Genomic DNA, 17,853 nt, shown 5'->3' on the forward strand with positions numbered 1-17,853 from the left:
TCTCTAACTGGGAGTTTTTGGTCAACCCTCAACAGGGAAGCGGCAACGCACTAAAAGTAAGCGCTAGTATAAACTTATACCGCTGAGTTTTGTCCAAGGTTGTCTACTTGTGGGTAGATGTGTCCAGACTTTTAGAAGCGGCTTCCTTACGGCAATTATTGGATCAAGGTAAACGGTTCACTCAAGAAGACGTAAAGCGTATTGCTGAGTCAGTGTTAGAGATTCTCAGTTACCTGCATGGCTTACAACCGCCAGTGCTACATCGGGATATCAAACCCAGTAACTTAATTTTGGCGGATGATTTGCCCATTTATCTGGTTGATTTTGGTGCAGTGCAAAATCGGGCGGTGACAGAAGGAGTAACCTTTACGGTAGTGGGAACGACGGGCTATACTCCCTTAGAACAGTTTTGGGGAAAGGCTGTAGTTTTGGGGAAAGGCTGTACCCGCCTCTGATTTGTATGCTTTAGGTGCAACTCTGATTCATTTACTCACCGGGATTACCCCGGCTGACTTACCCCAACAAGATTTACGGATACAATGGAGCGATCGCGTCTCGGTTGATCCCCAGTTGATTCGTTGGATAGACGTCTTGACTGCACCGGATTTAGACGCACGATTTAGTAGCGCGGCGGAGGCGCGAGAGGCGCTGCATCACCATCGTTATCCCCAACGTTCCCTAACCAACTGCCCTCAACCGAAAGGTAGCCGCGTTCAGCTTAAAAAATCGCCCCAGCAGCTTATCCTGAAAATTCCCCAACCCACGCGATCGTTCCGGGATATTCTCAAACTAGGGGGTGACTTACTGCTCACCGCTTGTTCACTCCCGCTTTTATTACTATTCGGGTTAATCTTTTTAGGCTTAGGTATCGGACTATTTGCCACCTTATCCCACAATGGCACATTATTTCTTGTCTTACTCCCCCTGGTTGTGTTTATGGGATGGCTCTGGCGGGCTACCAATCAGGAATTAGGTAAAGTCCAAGATGAAGTGGACTATAATTTGCGTCATCTGTTCGGATGTTATTGTCTTTATTTGACTCCAGAACACTTTATTATTGAACGAGAACTCTTGGGATTAACCTATCAGCGTCATATTGGTAAAATTGCTGATATCAAAACTATCCAATTAATTCCCTTTACCGAGATCCGCGTCGAAACGTGGATGATTACCTATTCCTTCGGTGAAAACTTAACTGAAAACGAGCGGCGCTGGTTAGTTCAGGAACTTCAAGAATGGCTTCAACAGGTTAGCCGGGGAGGAGGGTAAAATTTATAGGGTATTGTAGGGGCGGGTTTAGAGATTTAATTAACGGGTATACTGATAACTCATCAACAAAACCCGCCCTCTCGTCGTTTATATTTGAGAAAAATGAAAAATTACGAATGACAAATGAAAAATTACGAATGACAAATGAAAAATGACAAAAAAACTACTAGCCGAACGTTATCAACTCGAAACAAAACTCGGACAAAATGCGGGACGTCAAACCTGGTTAGCCCAAGATATTAGCCTGTCACCGCCGCAACCTGTCGCGGTTAAGCTATTAGCGTTTAATCCTCAGATGCATTGGGATGAGTTAAAGCTATTTGAACGAGAAGCGCAAGTGCTTCAGCATCTTAATCATCCGCGAATTCCGGAGTATCGTGATTTCTTCACCATTGAAAAGCAATTCGGAAAGGGATTACCTTGGTTTGGCTTAGTCCAAGATTACATTGTTGGGGACTCTTTACAAACGCTATTAGATCAGGGAAAACGATTCACAGAAGCAGAGGTTTGTCAAATTGCCGAGAGTATTTTAGAGATTCTCATCGATTTGCATGAATTGTCGCCCCCTGTATTTCATCGTGATATTAAACCGAGTAATTTAATTTTGAGCCAGGATGGACAGGTTTATTTGGTTGATTTTGGTGCTGTACAAGACCGAGCTACAGCAGAAGGGGTAACATTTACAGTAGTGGGAACCAGCGGCTATGCACCACCGGAACAACTTTGGGGAAAAGTGGTTCCCGCTTCAGATCTTTATGCATTAGGGGCGACATTAATTCATTTATTAACGGGAATAGCACCTGCTGATTTACCCCAACATCGGATGCGCTTACAATTTAGCGATGACATCAATCTCACTCCCCATTTTGCACAATGGTTGGAATGTCTGACAGAACCCGCACCAGAACGACGGTTTACGGGGGCGCGTCAAGCGCTATCGACTTTAAAATCAGGCGTAGACTCCATTAGAAAGCCAGGGCAGTCTCGTGTGCGTTATGATCGTCAAGATGGTTTGACCTTTCGCGATCGCGTGCGCTATGGTCGTCTCGCTGGCTTGACCTTCCTTCAGTTTATCGTTGCCAGTATCGCAATCAGTCTGATTGTGCCAAATTTTTTGTATACCCAAAAAACTCCTGAACCGGATGTTAAAGATTATGTGGGTTCGATGAACCGCAGTCAGCAAGCTTACTATTTAAAATACTCAGTTTTTGCCGATTCCCTGTCTCAACTGAATCGAAGTATTCCGAATCAGACGAATAACTATCGGTATTCTACTCACAATCAGGGTTCTTCCGCCTTTAATTACGCCATTTCTCGTAAACCTAACCGGGAAAGTTATGTCGGTGGCGTTTTTCGTATTCCTACTACTGACTTCAATATCAATGAAACGCCGGGGACTATGACAACTGTAAAAATTCTCTGTAAAGCCAATGTTTCTGGCACAACTAAACCTCCAGAACCGACCTATTCACCCAGAAAACTTACTTGTAGTCGTGGCACTCAACGAGTGTATTAGTCGGTGTGCGATCGCTATCAGCTATAGCAAAAACTGGGCGACAATCCTCGACGTCAAACCTGATTGGCAGATGATATGTCTACTCAATTGGATCAAACGCTAACTGAACCCGCGCCAGAACAGCGATTCAAGAGTGCGGCGGATGCACTCAAGGCGGTTGGACAATTGCCGGACTGTATATTGGTATACCGACGGCATAGATCTATATCGGACTACTTGTCATGTTTATCCTGTGAAGCAACTGAGCAATTGTCATTGTTAGTCTGTGAGCCTACTTCACAAAAACGTTGAAAAAATTCACAAAAATTTATTTTCCTAAAATAGAAAATCTGCTAAGGTAGCGTTGTTTAGCTAATAGGCGTTCGTCAAATCTTGCCTTTTCACATTGGCATTTTTTAGTATTTGTATTCTGCTTGGGGTGTATATGTTTATTAATAAGTGGTTAAAATCTACTCACAGCACTAGACAAAAGGTTGGGCTTTTACGTAAAAAAGTTTTTATCGGATTTTTACTGGTATTAGCGCTTTTTGGCTTGACGGCACAACCCGCTTTAGCTCATAGACCTCATGATGTTGTCACTCAAGTTGACTTGTCTCCGAAGTATCAGCAAGAGCAAGATTTATTTATTATCGTGCGGGGCAATTTATTTAAGTCAACGGATGGAGGATCTTCCTGGCAAAGAATTGTCAATGGCTTAGATAATCGATCAAGTTTAGCAAGTTTATCTATTTCTCCAACAAATTCGATACTCTTCGTGTCATCTTTTGGAGATGGCATATATAAATCCTCCGATGGCGGAAATTCATGGCAAAACGTCAATAACGGATTAGAAAATTTAAACATTGAAGTCTTAGAAATAGCTCCCAACGCGCCTGATTTTGTTTTAGCGGCGGACAGCGAAGGTGGACTCTATAAAACCGATGATGGTGGTGTAACTTGGAATCAAGTTTTAGATAATCAGAGTAAAATTAAGACGATTAGCTTTATTCCAGATAATCCAACTTCTATCGTTATTGGAGATGAAGAAGGAACTATCTATATCTCACGCGATCGCGGTGAAACCTGGCAAGCTGCTTCTCCTATTGAAAATAGTGGCGCAATTACAACTCTAGTGGTTTCGCCCAATTTTTCTTCCGATCAAACTATTTTTGTTGGCACAGACAAAGGCGGGGTACTGCAAACAACCGATTTTGGCGGCTCATTCACACCGTTAAATCAGGGATTGTCTGACCCGTCCATTCAAGATATTGTTATTTCACCCAGTTATGCCAACGATAACACCGTCTTTGCCTCAACCTGGAATGACGGCTTCTTTTACTCCCAGGATGGAGGAAAAAACTGGAAAAAATCCAGTCAAGGATTAGTTAAAGAAAGTCAAGCCGATCAAATGAAGAGTCCTCATTTTACGGACTTAACTATTTCTGAGAACACCCTGTTTTTAGGCGGATTTGATGGTCTCTTTAAATCTACAGACAATGGTCAGAGTTGGCAATTATTAGAAACCTTATTACCCGAAACAATTGTTGCTCTAGCTGTATCTCCTGATTACGAAAATGACTCAACTGTTGCCATTGCTCCTTATGTCGGTGATCCCTATATTAGTAACGATGCTGGGATAAACTGGAATCAGATGTATCAAGGGTTAGAATCTCCCTATTTAACCCGAAGTTTTGATGAACAAGATCAAGATCCACGACGGTTTTTCGATATTGCCTTTTCTCCAAATTACGGTTCTGATCAAACGGTATTTGCCACTCTATTATGGGAGAATTTTTTAAGGTCAACGAATGGGGGTAAAAGTTGGCAAAGAACTCAACTTCCAAAAGTTCCTAAGTATTCTACGCGGGGAATGACCATTGCCACTTCACCTGCCTTTGACTCTGATCAGACCATTTACTTACTCACCCAGCAAGGTGTTATTTACAAGTCAACCAACGCCGGGAAAAAATTCTCAGTCCTCACCAAAATTGGTAAAGACTTTAGTAATGAAACAGCGTCCATCGTCATCTCTCCAGATTTCCCATCTGATCCAACTCTTTACGCATCTAGCTCTGATCCTGGAGTTTTTCAGTCTAGTGATGCAGGTAAAACTTGGCAATCTGTTAGTGAAGACAGTAGTTTAGGTGAAACTAGCAGTATCCGCTTTGAAATTTCCCCAAATTACAAGGCGGATAAAACTGTTTTTGCGGGGACTGACCGAGGACTTTTTGTAACAACCGATGCTGGAAAAACATGGGACAAGTTATCGAGTTCTGCTAATATCGAAAACGGCTATATCGAAGGCGTCAGCATATCACCGAATTATCAAAGCGACCAAACATTCATCGTTAGTGTCCGAGGTGAAGGATTATTTAAAACCGTTAATCGAGGACAAACATTTATACTAATTGGCAATAATGACCTAGCATTTGCCCGCATTAATAACGTCCCTTGTGCGGGTAAACCTATCCAGTTTTCACCCGCCTACGCCACAGATAATACCGTGTATGGATTTGGGTCAGCCAAATCAGAAATCTTTAAATCGACTGATGGCGGTAATACATGGGAAATGATGGAACTTCCGGAACATGAAGACCAAGAACCTGGATTACTCAGATCAATTAATCTAGTGTTGTATGTTTACAGGGGTCAAACCCTGAGGTTGCTACTGTCTCTAATCGCGGCTTTATTGGCTTACTTTGTTTTAGGATATCTCGGCTTAGAAAAACGATTGCCCTTGAAGAAAATACAAATACAGGCATTGGGGACATTTCTCGTATTTCTGGGATCGGTAATTGTCTTGTTCAAAATATTATAGATGACACTGACTCATCTTAAGCGAAGCTTCAAATCTTATGGGATCATATCCGGTTAAATGCTCACACATAGGTGGAGACAAGCCAGAGGGTAGAAGGAAATAACAGTTTTTATAGTGGGTTGCTTTTTGCTTTTTATAAGGATTTAAGTTAACACAATTAAAAAACAAAAAACTGTGATATTGCGAGGAAATTAATCATGTTCAATGTATTGCCATTGTTATCCTTAGTTTTTTTATTCTTAATTTTCGCATCCTCTCAGCGAAGTTGGCGGTATTCCTTCTTGGCGGCGCTAATTATCTGGGGAGTAATTTTAACAGCCATCACTGAACTATTGAGTCTTCTAAAACTTTTGACTTTTGGCTGGTTGCTCGTCCTTTGGTTAGCCATTGATATCGGACTGATTGCCACATATTGGCGGTTTTATGGTCGAAACAACCACCTAATTAGCTATTTCAAAAATCACCTAAAAACAATAGTTAAACTACCGTTTTTTTCGCAGCTATTAGTCGGTAGTATTACCCTAATTGTTGGGGTAGTCGGTTTAATTGCTATCGTAGCGCCGCCTAACCACTCTGATTCAATGGAATATCACATGAGTCGTGTAGTTCACTGGATACAAAATTATAGTCTGGCTCATTATCCCACAACTACTCTAGAACAGCTCTATCAAAATCCCTGGTCAGAATTCGCCATCACCCATTTTCAGATTTTGAGTGGCGGCGATCGCTTTGCTAATCTGATTCAATGGGGCAGTATGGTGGCTAGTTTAATCGGAGTCTCCTTAATTGCCAAACAACTAGGCGCTCAATCACGGGGGCAAATTCTGTCTGTGGTTTTTTGTGCGACAATCCCCATGGGAATTCTCCAAAGTTCCAGTACAAACAATGACTATGTTGTGGCGCTTTGGCTGGTGTGTTTTGCCTACTTTACGCTTTTGACTATAAAAGAGGGAGTTAATCTCACTCATACATGCCTGTTAGGAGCAAGTTTAGGTCTAGGAATTTTAACAAAAGGAACAGCCTACATCTATGCCTTTCCTTTTTGCCTGTGGTTAGCGTTCTGGGGTATTCAGACGCTGCGTTGGCGAGTCTGGAAACCTGTGCTTATTGTCTTAGCGATAATGATGGCGATTAATCTGAATCATTACATCCGGAATTTTTTGCTGTTTGGCTCTCCTCTCGGTCTATCGACAGGTGAAACGAATAAAGAGTTTAGTTTAGTCATCTGGATATCCAGCCTTAGCAAAAACTTATCGTTACACGCTGATTTCGTTCGGTATTTTGGCTTAGAAAAAATAATCACACCGACAACGGGTATCACGAACAAAGTTATTCAAATATTACACCAAATTTTAGGGTTAGATATCAATGATGTTCGGACAATGAGTCCAAAAGTATCTAGATTTTATGTTCCCGCATTATCCACTTACGAAGATACTGCAAGCAATCCAGGACATTTATTATTAACGGGTATATCGTTTTTACTTCTAATTATTAACAAACATCTAAGAAAGAACTCAAGTTTAGTTACATATTTTATTGTTGTATTAGCTGGATTTTTACTCTTTTGTTTTCTATTTACATGGTCACCTTGGCGTTGTCGGCTTCATTTACCCGTTTTTATTCTATTCGCTCCATTTGTAGGAATTGTTTTATCAAAATCATTAAATTATAGAATTACGAATGGTTTAGCTGTTCTTCTCATTGTTCTTTCCTATCCCTGTGTTTTCCAGAATTCAACTCGTCCTTTATTAGGAGAGAATAGTGTTTTAACTACACCCAGAATTGACCAATACTTCATCACTCAGCAACAATTCCAAACCCCTTATGTAGAAGCAGTTCAGGTTACCCAATCTCAAAATTGCTCGAATATTGGCTTAATCCTAGAAGGTACGTCGTTTGAATACCCTTTATGGAGACTTTTTAAGCAGGATCAGCCAGAGAGCAGGATTCAATTTGTTAACGTGAACAATGAGTCAGCCAACGTTCGTCCTTCTGTGAATGTTGAACCTTGTGCAATTCTGTCAATTACAACAAGAAAAACAGGAGCTGAACAGGAAAAAGAATTGATTCATGATCAAACCCTTTACCCAAAATATTGGTCTACGGATTTTGCTAAAGGTTCAGGAAAGGGAAGTGTTCAAGTTTTTCTCAAACAATAAGCACTTTTAACTGTAGTCGAGATGATAAATAGTGCTGCAATAATCAGATAACGCTTCAGAACATTGCTCGAATTGTAGCTTCGCTTTATCGATTAAATCTGGAGAAATTGTATGGTTTAATTTCCTCTGATTTCTGATAATTCGACCTGCTTTAATATTGCCCTTAGAATCACCGATGCTTGGCATTCCCGTTGTTCTAAGAACTTCATATTGCTCAGAAAATTTTTCTCTGGTTTCTAAAACATCCTTGAATGCTGTGAATACTGAATCCGTATGATCTAAGAGTTGCTGATAGGTTAAAAACAGACTGCGTTGTTTACTATTGATGAGTTGAGCATATCTGACTAAACTGGATAAGCGATTAATGTAGTAATGACAAGCCTTTTCTTCATCCCAATGGGGTTTTAAATCCATGATGCTGGCGAGACTCCGCTGAGGTTCTCTTAAGAGAAAAACAGCGTAGACTTGCTGAGAGTTCAAGATATCTTCGGTTAAAAATTTGTTGTCATGTAAAACTTTATCTAAAACATAGTTTTGAGTCATCTGTAATTTTTTTAAGTCTTCAATTTGAGTAAATTCGCGTGAATTTAAATAAACCTTCACAAACAGCTTTTTAAAGTCTTGCTCGGAAGCATATTGAATATGGGTTTCACCATAACCGATAATTTCAGGATTAGAATTCAACAGATGAGTCAGTAACGACGAACCTGATCGCATGTGACTAAGAATTAACAGAATCCTGTATGGTTGCCCTCGTCCAACGATGGTATACGGATCAGCAAGGGTGTTGATCCGAAAGTAGAAGTATCCCGCGATAAGATCATTTTTATACAGTCGAATTCCGTGACGTAGTGCTTGGATTTGTTTCATACTATGCCAATTAACCTGTTAGAAATAGGATTTATAACCAATGCTCAAAAATGAGATCATAATACCCAGCTTGTTCGGGTGGATACCATCCTTGCTCAATCTTCTCTATCAGTTTAGGGAGCGCTGCGATAAATTCGGGTTCTCGATTTTTGGGGTGAACCGTCCAAGCTTGGGGGGAATCCAGAACTGCTCGCACATAGGCGGTTTCTTCCAAGCGTTGTGATACCATAATTTCCCAAGAGTCTAATTTCCCTTTCCCGGTTAAATAATTTAGTTTGGTTTTTATCGAGTTAGGTAATCCATTCAAAGCTTTATTTTTGTAAGTTCTCCAGAGAACGGAGAGGGGAAGTAAGCTATCAAAACGTTTGCGATCGCTCAAATAAACACGACTGCTAAAAAACTTAAATTTATAGAACCCCGCCGGATCTCGTTCGTAAGGAACCCGTTGATTAATGTCTCCATCTTCTTTGGGGGGACCAGTTAGGGGTCTAACGGACATCACATCAGCATGGTTTTGCAGTAACTTAATCCCCTCTTCTATCCAACTGTAATCCGGTTGCTGATGAATCAGCATATCACTATCAAAGTGAACCACATAGTCTCCCGGAACTTCTTCAATGGAGAAAATTGTGCCGAGAATTGGATATCCTTTGTAATTATGACTCGGGCGTATGCGATCGCCAAAATGTTTTTGATAAATCCGTTTTTGATAATCGGGGGAGTAATCGATATCGACAACTTTGTCAACCACACCCGCCGCGAGTAGTTGATCACAATAGTCCCGGAGTTGTTCCATTGTTCCCACACCAGGACGATTCACTTTGTCACCGGACAAGGGCGCTGTATCTACGGCTAAAAGGCGTTGCGTAAACGGAAAATTACACATCCTCACAATATGAGGAATCGTATGCATCATGAATGGGATATCAGTTCGCGCCACCATGATGGATAGAGCACAGGTTGGAGATACCATTAATTAATTCGTAGAGACTTATTCTCTATGATAAACCTGAATTTGATAGTCTAGCAAAAGGTAGAAGGTAAAAGCAAACGTGAGATGGGCGGATTTAGTCACATTATCAGTGGGTGGCGCAATGTTAACGCTGTATTCAGATTGGCGATTAATTTTTGAGCCGATCGCGAAAATAGCGACGATACATCTGACACAAGGGTGTGACAGCGTTTCCCTGAAATTTCACCAGTCCCATACTGCGTAACTTAAACGCAGCGGCGGCTTTAATTTCAACAGGCTGATTCGCCGCCACAACTTGCTGAATCGCTGCCACCAATTCGGCATTTTCTTCTAAATTTAATAAATGGCGACGTAAATGGTCATAGAAGGGTCCTTCTTCCGTCGGCGCAACTTGTAGCAGTTTTTCCACTGTCATCTTCCCTCGGGCGATTTGATGAAGTGCCACTCGCACCAGATAGGGATGTCCTCCAGTCATACTCATTAATTCCTCCACCTGGTTGGGTTGCCAATCTAGAGAATGGCGCTGGACTAAATCCCAGACTTGTATCGGAGTCAGTTCCGGAAGTTCAATCGGTATACCGACATTAAAGGGAGATTGATTAATATTCAGGGGAATATAAACTTCTTTAGAATGAACAAACACTAATCGCAGTCGCTGCCAAATTGCCTGGTTCTTCCCCTGCTCATGCCATGCTCGCAACAGTCCAAAAAAGTCTGTGGCGATGTCTGGATATTGGAAGATTTGATCCACTTCATCTAATCCCAATACTAAAGGACGAGTGGTTTCCGATAATAAATAGCGTTGAAAATAATCGGTACATTTATTCTTACTGCCTAAAATTCCTCGCCAATAGGTGTCTAATCGCTCGTCTAAGCCTAAATTCCAGCTCACGCTGGCACAAAACCATTGTAAAAATTGATCTAAACTGGTGAGAAACTCTGCATCAGCCGATTGAAAATTCAGGCAAACGGTGCGATAGCCTTGCTGACTGGCATAGTTGAGAATCCGTGAGAGTAATGAACTTTTGCCCATTTGTCGCGGCGCTTTTACCCGAATTAAAGCACCGGGTTTGAGAATAGCATCATAACAGTCTGATTCTACGGGAGGACGCTCGACGTAAAAGCTCGAATTCAAACTTACCTGTCCTTCGGGTTCATCTAGCGTCTGAGGTGAGGAAAGGGGTAATGTGGGGGTTTGGTGATCAGTGATGGGTGATTGAGGATGAGTGGTGGGGACAACCAGGGTTTGCGGATGAGTAATGGGTTCATCGCCTTGGGTATCTTGGCGGAATTGGTCTAGGGCTTGCAGGGCTTCACTGGCGTCTCGATATCGCTGTCGATAGTCATAGCGCACCATCTTATCTAGAATAGCGGCTAAACCGGGATGAATCGTCATGCGATCGCGCAATAAGGTGCAAGAAAATTCTCCATACTGATCACGAGGGAGTCTCTGAGAGGTTTGCTTACTGGTGGGACTTAATCCGGTTAAGGCTTGCAACACCACCATCCCCACCGCGTAGATGTCACTACTAAAATAAGGTTGACCGGCTTGTTGTTCGCTAGGCATATAACCGGGAGAACCCACGGCTACAGTGATACTGGTTGCGCTATAAAGGTTAGAGGCGGGCGTACTAACGGCTTTAACCACACCAAAATCAATCAACACAATTTTGCGATCGCGAAGGCGGCGGATCAAGTTGGCGGGTTTAATGTCGCGGTGAATTACCTGCTCTTGGTGAACAAAGGCTAGTACCTGTAAGATATCATTCAGGAGTGCGATCGCTTCTGATTCAGTGATTTTTTGACCCAGAGCCAATTCTTGGTTCAGGGGTTGACCCTCGACAAACTCCTGCACCAAGTAAAACTCCTCATCTTGCTCAAAGTGCGCCAGCAATCGGGGGATTTGGTCGTGGGTTCCCAAGCGATACAGGGTTTGCGCTTCCCGCTCAAATAAGCGTTTTGCCGTTTCCAGGGCTGGCGCCTGGTTTAGCTGAGGTTTGAGTTGCTTAACCACACACAACGGATTCCCTGGTAAGTGGCTATCTTTAGCCAGAAACGTTTGACCGAAACCGCCACCGCCTAAGTATTGGATGATTTGATAGTGACCCGCCAGGAGTATGTTCATTTTAGTTATTGGTCATTCGTCATTTGTCATTTGTCATTTGTCATTTGTCATCTGTTATGGCTCATTGGCGGCAAACGTAATGATAGGAGATGCATACGCCTAATATATGATCCTGTTGGTTAATTAACTAGGGGAAAGACCTCTCCCTAGCCCTCCCCTCGTAGGGTCGGGGCTTCCGTTTAGCTTGTGGATGCTGTACTTGACGCACTTCCAAAGCGGCGATGTTTGATAGCACCATCGCTTGAATCGTTAAGGTTTTGCTGCTCATTGGCTCTTTTATTTGTTGCTAAACTACCGAATTTGTTCTGGTTTTTTTTAGCACTCAATGGCATAGAGTGCTAATTTGACGACTTACTTTAACTTCCCCTCGACTGTTAAATAAAAATTTCATAAAACTGTTCACAATGATAATCTAGAAGCAATTTATTTGATTAAAATTGGGGATAACGGTTGTAAACGTAGAGACTAAATTCCATGAACTATACATTTGATATCCTTGGCGTTTCGCCTATCCTGGACTTTTTTAATCATCAACAGCGGATCGGTGAAAAAGCAACTCCCCCAGGCGTTGAATATTTGGGAACCTATCAATGTACCTTGGATGCCTTCTTAGAATCGGTTGAAACCGTTCCCACTCAGAAGGGATGGAATATGGATAGAGCGGTGGATACCGTGATTCAATTCTGGATGAATCACCCGGATCGGATTCGCTATTGGAAAGATCGTCTAGAGGATGCCGGGAACGCCAGTGTACTGGTGTCACGAATCGCCGATATGCCATCGCTTAAAGCCCAGTTTAACTCGCTGTTCAAGGAAAAGTAAAAGGCAGAAGAGACTAATACCGCGATCGCATCACCTATTCTCTGTCTGACTTTTCACGCCATCTAGAAAAATCGATATCAAACCTAACCCCCCAGCCCCCTTTCCTTTTAGATCCCCCTCTTCCCTTATGATCCCCCTCTTCCCTTATGATCCCCCTCTTCCTTTATGATCCCCCTTATGATCCCCCTTCTGTCCCCCTTATGATCCCCCTTCCGTCCCCCTTATGATCCCCCTTCCGTCCCCCTTCAAAAGGGGGAGACCAAAGGATGCTTCGCTTTTTTTGCACGGAAGGGGAGAATTCAAAGCCTCTCTCCTTGTAGGAGAGAGGTTTGGAGAGAGGTTTTCCAGATCCCGACCAATTTATTGGATTTGAGGCTCTTTTGTAACATTCGCTAGCAAAGTCCATAAATAGACTATGCATTTAAATCCCGATCAGTTGATTCAGAAGAATCCAGATTGAACTTTAAACTATGTTCCAGATATTCAATCCGTTTTTGCTGATTCGCCAGTTGCTGAGTTTGCTCATTTAATTCTTTCTCTAAATCTTTGTTGTGTCGCTTCTGATGAGCCAGTTTCAAATTTTGCCGCATCAGGGATGGTACCGATACCAATAATCCCACCACAACGCCAACCCCTAGCGTTAAGACGAGAACTAACGCCAAAGATATCTCGACTCGCCAAATCCCTAAAGTAACGGCGATAGGCACAGCATTTTGTAAGGCAAAAATAATTGCTAAGATGGCGATAACAACCGCTAAAATTAAAAATAATCGCATCCGTTCTCAGCTAAAATTTAAATATACAACACAAAGCACTTGATCGAACAGCAAGTCACATTGTCTCAAGAATAGCCCAAGCGAGGTGTCTGATGTCCGCAAAAGCCGAAGTTATCAAGCAAAGCGAACTCCTAAACCGATTAGTCTTAAATCGTCATACCGCTGAAGAAGTCGGTCGAGTGACACAGCTATGGCTTGATTTGCAAGCCCACCGCGTCGTTGGGTTAACCTGCAAGTCCGGCTTTCTCGGCGGCAAAAAACACCACTTTACCTGGGAACAAGTCAATACTATTGGCAGCGATAGCATTCTTGTCAACAGCCTTAAGGAAGAAACAGCGTCGGAAACCACTGAACCCCTCGAGTCTCGCATTGGTGTAGAAGTCTGGACAGATGCTGGAAACCAAGTCGGCAAACTGGTTGATTATATAATTGAACCCGAAACCGGAGCCGTCGTGAATTACTTATATTCCTCCAGTGGTTGGCAAGGAATCATTGACGGGATTTATACCCTTGCACCCGCCGCCGTTTCTAGTGTGGGAAAAAAGCGAATTATTGTGCTAGAGGCAGCAGTAAAAAATAGTGAGAAATATACCGAAGGCGTCCATGAACGCATGAGTCAAGCCGCAGAATTTATTCGCCGTGACTACAAGAAAACCCTTCAGCATGTAGAATCCCTAAAACAAGGTGTTCCCCAGGTTACAGATAATCTCACCGACCAAGCCAAAGCCGCTGGTGATAAACTCAAAGAACGATTCTCTGAGGGTAAAGCGTCGAGTCAAAAAAAGGATGAAAAATGAAATAGTTTTGACCCTTCACGACCTTCGAGGAAACCTGGCGAGTGAGTTTTTTAATTTGTAGGGGCGGGTTTCACTATAATCCTTTGTGTTTGACCCTGATGTAACTAAACCCGCCCTTTCCAAGTGAATAATTATTTGACCAATGACCAATGACCAATGATCAATGACCATTACTGGGGAATAATTTTACCCGTTGAATCAATCTGTAAAGGAGTATTCGGAAAATCACTCTGAGTAAGCTGGCGCATCAGTCGAATCGTGCGCCCTTGAGAATCAGGATAAGGAATACCCTGACGATTTAACATAATTGGAATAATTTGACCCGAAACCAAATCACCCTGATTATCCAACTCCACCTCCAATACCAAAGAATACGCCAATTGAGCTTGAGTCGAGAGAGTGCGATACCCCATAAAATTTCCCAAAGAATAGGCAATTAACTTCCCCTTATACAGTTCTAAAGCTCTCGGAACATGAGGTCCATGTCCGAGAATTAAATCAGCGCCGTGGTCAATCATCGTCTGGGAAAACTTAACCAAATTGCCGCGATTTTCGCCAAAAAAATACTCCGTTCGATTGCGAACATGCATCGCCCCAGTGCCTTCCGCCCCTGCATGAACAGAAATAATCACGATATGGGCATTTTGACTGGCTTCTTCCACTAACGCTATAGCGGCAGGCAAATCATTCAACGAATTGTGATAATTAAAATAACTAAAACCAATCCAGGCAATCCATAGGTCATTGATGTTAGCATATAAAATTTGATTCTTTTCGCCTAAGGCTTTAACTCCAGCCTGTTCCAAATTATTAATAGTATCTGCAAATCCTTGACGTGAGAAATCATAAGAATGGTTGTTGGCAACGCTCATAATATCAAAGCCCACCTCTTTTAACAAAGAGGCATAATCAGGCGGCGTGCGAAAGGCGATAATTAATCCCCCTATCGACTTAGCAGAATAGGGATAATTCGTTAAAGTACTCTCAAAATTGCCAAATAATAAATCAGCACCTTGCAGGCTGGGTTGAACGGCTTGAAAAAGAACCGCTTTATTCGGATGCAGTTTATTCTGAGGATAATTCGTACCCGGAATAATATCACCCACGGCTTTAATCTGAACCGTCACATTCGGCGGCGGGGGTTCTGTGGGGATATCCGATTGAGGTTGAATGATTGGTTCTGCTGGGGGTTCAGGATAGCTTTGGACAACACCATAACCCATACCGCACAAGAAGCTGACCGTACCCACTGACAGCAACAATGCTCCGCTGCGACGTAATGATATGATAAAGTTCGTCATTCGTCATTCGTCATTCGTCATCGTTTTTCCTCGTGAGACTCCGACCTCAGCAGATCCTTCGCAGGCTCAGGAGGTCGGAGAGGAATAGAGGTCAAATCGACCCTTTCAATAAGGGGAGATTTGACAATCCAGTTGAAGGTACGACAATTAATCCCGTGCTTCGCTGCAACAACTGGACTTTTTTGGCAGTGAATTGTCCTAACCGTTTCCAGTTAACGCCACTGACCGAAACCTGCGTTTTGGTGTCTCCGGAACACCAACCCGTGTAAGTCTTTCCCGCTTTTTCAGCTAAAACTTTGTCTCCTTTTCTGAAGCCATGACGAGTAACTGTACCACCATATTTGCGTCGTAGACCACCTTTAGATGGGACGCACAGATGTAATTGTCTACGGCTAATTGGTGGTCTGCGGACTATTGCAAAAGGTGCAGGTGTGATTTGAACATCGCCACACCAGTTACCATGTTTAGCATTATTAGAGTGCCATTCTCGCCATTGGCTGAACTCAAACGCCGCTAAGGTTACACCGTCAACAGCGTGTGTGGCTGGTGCAGAGCAAGCTTTGTTCTTTTTGTCCTTAGCTAATCCTAACCCTTGCCTGAGTTGGCTAGTTCCATTGCCGTCTCCCTGCCAACCTTTGTGGGTTGCAACCAAGGCTAATTCAGATAGCCAAGTTAACATTTGTCGTTGTCCTACCATGACTGGAGAGAACCCAACACCAGACCGAGCCGATTTACGTCCACTGGTTCTGTCAACGTCAGCCATAACCAACTCGTAGTGAATGGCACTAATCGGAAACAGTCTAAACAACTCTTTGACTACCCGTAACTCTAGCTGCTTATTAGCCTGAATTGATGGGGGAAGTTTACCTTGCTTTCGGTTGTCAAACCTGGCTTGACGGTGGCATCTTTCCGAGTAGGGTAGTTCCCGATTAATCCGCCTTCCCCGTCTGGCTCGACGCATGACTCGTCGTAGCTCCATCCGTTCTTTGACCGTCTTGAACGGTAAGACTAGATGTCCCATCCAGAGAGTAAAACGGCTCGACTGAACCCCGATACCTGAGTAATGTTTGTCTGGATCTATCCCCACAGCTATAGGTTGCGTGTTTTCTCCGGTTTCAAAGGTCAACTGAATGGCAAAGCATTCTAAGTCGTTGTGTACGATTTTGGCTTTACCTTCTTTGAGCCAACGTCTAGCGCGACTAGGTTGGGTTGGCATTAAAGGCTTGCCTGACTTCGATAAAACTGGTACTCGTAACATAGCGATAAGCCTCCGAGTAAAGTATTTACATTGAGCGAAGTCGAAATGTAGTCCCTTCCCGCCATCTCAGCTAAGATGTCTTGACTTAACAACAACCCGACAAAAGGTTTTAGATGCAATCCGAACTAGGGAGACATCCGGAGGTCTGTACCAAGCTGAGACTCTGTGCGGTATTCAACGGTTTAATTAAACTCAACGAGTCCCTCACGAGACCCGTTGGTCTCCAAAACCGTGCGTGAAAGTTTCCCTTCACACGGCTCCTCAATGAATTGGCACTTGTCATGTGTACCTCATTACCCTTAGGGCTTAGGCGGATTTCAGAATGGGTTTTCATAGAGCCGATATTCCTCAATCTCTTTGTTGCCAATGCTGCCATCTCTGGCAGTTTTCTGGTCGTGGCAATGTCTGTGCAATAGTTGTAGATTTTTGTACTCATCCCGTCCTCCTTTCTATTACCTTACTGATTTCCTCGTAATGTATCTTCAACTTATTCTGACTTGGAGTGATGATGGTCTTGAAACCTTGTTTCGAGTGGTGCTTGCCAACTTTGTATTGGCGTATCTTGAATCCTAAGAAGTCAAATCCAGGCTTCTGCTGCTCATATTCATACAGAGTATGAGCTATTCTCGTTTTACTCGGCTTCAATTCCAGCCCAATGTCAATTAACCATTCAGAGATTATCTCCCTGCATCTTTGGACAACAGTTATGTCTTCATGTAAAATCACGAAGTCATCGGCATATCGGATTAATTGCGGACTGTAAAACACAGTACCTTTTTTGTGGAACCATGTTTCTTTCCTATTTTCGGACATTCGAGGGAATGCCTGTTTAATCCGATTCTCCATTCCGTGAAGGGCGATATTAGCCAGTAAAGGTGATATGACCCCTCCCTGTGGTGTACCCTCAGATGCTGGGAACCACTGCTTTCTGTCTATCACTCCCGCTTTCAGCCATGCCTTTATTTGTCGGCGGATGGTGGGGAATGTCTTCAGTTTTTCTAGCAGTTTCTCATGGTTGATTTTGTCGAAACACTTAGCAATATCTGCATCCACTCCAGCCGTTTTTTTGCCAGTGTTATCCTGAGTAACCTTACGAACCGCCAATGCTCTTGCTGACCAAGATTTCATCAAGGTTTTCTGGAGTCGGCGAACTGCTTTCACATCACCACGATTAGAGGCTCGAAAGA

13 protein-coding genes and 2 pseudogenes are annotated in these 17,853 nt (G+C 43.0%); 7 read left to right on the plus strand and 8 right to left on the minus strand.

Features of this window, described 5'->3' with window-relative positions; translation table 11 throughout:
• Positions 1-119 precede the first annotated feature (119 nt).
• From RIB93_RS12545 to RIB93_RS12565, 5 genes are all read left to right on the plus strand, one after another.
• Positions 120-455 (plus strand): protein kinase domain-containing protein, encoded by a 336-nt coding sequence (locus RIB93_RS12545; RefSeq protein WP_446373100.1) that lies wholly within the window; start codon positions 120-122, stop codon positions 453-455.
• A gap of 1 nt (position 456) precedes the next feature.
• Complete coding sequence (locus RIB93_RS12550; RefSeq protein WP_446373101.1) at positions 457-1,269, plus strand: hypothetical protein; 813 nt, start codon at positions 457-459, stop codon at positions 1,267-1,269.
• Positions 1,270-1,420: 151 nt separating this feature from the next.
• Entirely contained in the window at positions 1,421-2,785 is a 1,365-nt protein-coding gene (locus RIB93_RS12555; RefSeq protein ID WP_446373102.1) for a protein kinase domain-containing protein, read from the plus strand.
• A gap of 424 nt (positions 2,786-3,209) precedes the next feature.
• On the plus strand, positions 3,210-5,582 hold the full coding sequence (locus tag RIB93_RS12560) for a WD40/YVTN/BNR-like repeat-containing protein (RefSeq protein ID WP_446373103.1): 2,373 nt from the start codon (positions 3,210-3,212) through the stop codon (positions 5,580-5,582).
• Positions 5,583-5,779: 197 nt separating this feature from the next.
• Positions 5,780-7,744, plus strand: a complete 1,965-nt coding sequence (locus RIB93_RS12565) for an ArnT family glycosyltransferase (protein ID WP_446373104.1) — start codon at positions 5,780-5,782, stop codon at positions 7,742-7,744.
• Between the two features lie 6 nt (positions 7,745-7,750).
• Here RIB93_RS12565 and RIB93_RS12570 read toward each other — a convergent pair whose 3' ends face one another.
• From RIB93_RS12570 to RIB93_RS12580, 3 genes are all read right to left on the minus strand, one after another.
• Positions 7,751-8,614 carry a sulfotransferase family protein gene (locus RIB93_RS12570; RefSeq protein ID WP_446373105.1) on the minus strand — a complete coding sequence of 288 codons (864 nt, stop codon included), beginning with the start codon at positions 8,612-8,614 and terminating at the stop codon, positions 7,751-7,753.
• A gap of 31 nt (positions 8,615-8,645) precedes the next feature.
• On the minus strand, positions 8,646-9,587 hold the full coding sequence (locus RIB93_RS12575; protein ID WP_446373106.1) for a hypothetical protein: 942 nt from the start codon (positions 9,585-9,587) through the stop codon (positions 8,646-8,648).
• Between the two features lie 148 nt (positions 9,588-9,735).
• On the minus strand, positions 9,736-11,712 hold the full coding sequence (locus tag RIB93_RS12580) for an AAA-like domain-containing protein (RefSeq protein ID WP_446373107.1): 1,977 nt from the start codon (positions 11,710-11,712) through the stop codon (positions 9,736-9,738).
• Between the two features lie 474 nt (positions 11,713-12,186).
• On the opposite strand from RIB93_RS12580, the gene RIB93_RS12585 reads away from it, so the two are divergent.
• Positions 12,187-12,534, plus strand: coding sequence for a hypothetical protein (locus tag RIB93_RS12585; protein WP_446373108.1), 348 nt, complete (start codon positions 12,187-12,189; stop codon positions 12,532-12,534).
• Between the two features lie 413 nt (positions 12,535-12,947).
• Here RIB93_RS12585 and RIB93_RS12590 read toward each other — a convergent pair whose 3' ends face one another.
• Positions 12,948-13,310, minus strand: coding sequence for a lipopolysaccharide assembly protein LapA domain-containing protein (locus RIB93_RS12590; protein WP_446373109.1), 363 nt, complete (start codon positions 13,308-13,310; stop codon positions 12,948-12,950).
• Positions 13,311-13,402: 92 nt separating this feature from the next.
• Between RIB93_RS12590 and RIB93_RS12595 the strand changes: the two genes are divergently transcribed.
• Entirely contained in the window at positions 13,403-14,107 is a 705-nt protein-coding gene (locus RIB93_RS12595) for a PRC-barrel domain-containing protein (protein WP_446373110.1), read from the plus strand.
• Between the two features lie 170 nt (positions 14,108-14,277).
• On the opposite strand, the gene RIB93_RS12600 is transcribed toward RIB93_RS12595, so the two are convergent.
• From RIB93_RS12600 to RIB93_RS12615, 4 genes and pseudogenes are all read right to left on the minus strand, one after another.
• Positions 14,278-15,408, minus strand: coding sequence for a CapA family protein (locus tag RIB93_RS12600; RefSeq protein ID WP_446373111.1), 1,131 nt, complete (start codon positions 15,406-15,408; stop codon positions 14,278-14,280).
• A 91-nt stretch (positions 15,409-15,499) separates the two neighbouring features.
• A complete protein-coding gene (locus RIB93_RS12605) occupies positions 15,500-16,666 on the minus strand; it encodes an RRXRR domain-containing protein (RefSeq protein ID WP_446373112.1) in 1,167 nt (388 codons plus the stop codon).
• A 317-nt stretch (positions 16,667-16,983) separates the two neighbouring features.
• A pseudogene (locus RIB93_RS12610) lies at positions 16,984-17,082 on the minus strand (hypothetical protein); the annotation flags it as partial.
• Positions 17,083-17,110: 28 nt separating this feature from the next.
• Positions 17,111-17,853 (minus strand): annotated as a pseudogene (locus RIB93_RS12615) (reverse transcriptase domain-containing protein); the annotation flags it as partial.

The organism is Coleofasciculus sp. D1-CHI-01, from assembly GCF_040218875.1.
Lineage (GTDB): Bacteria > Cyanobacteriota > Cyanobacteriia > Cyanobacteriales > Coleofasciculaceae > Coleofasciculus.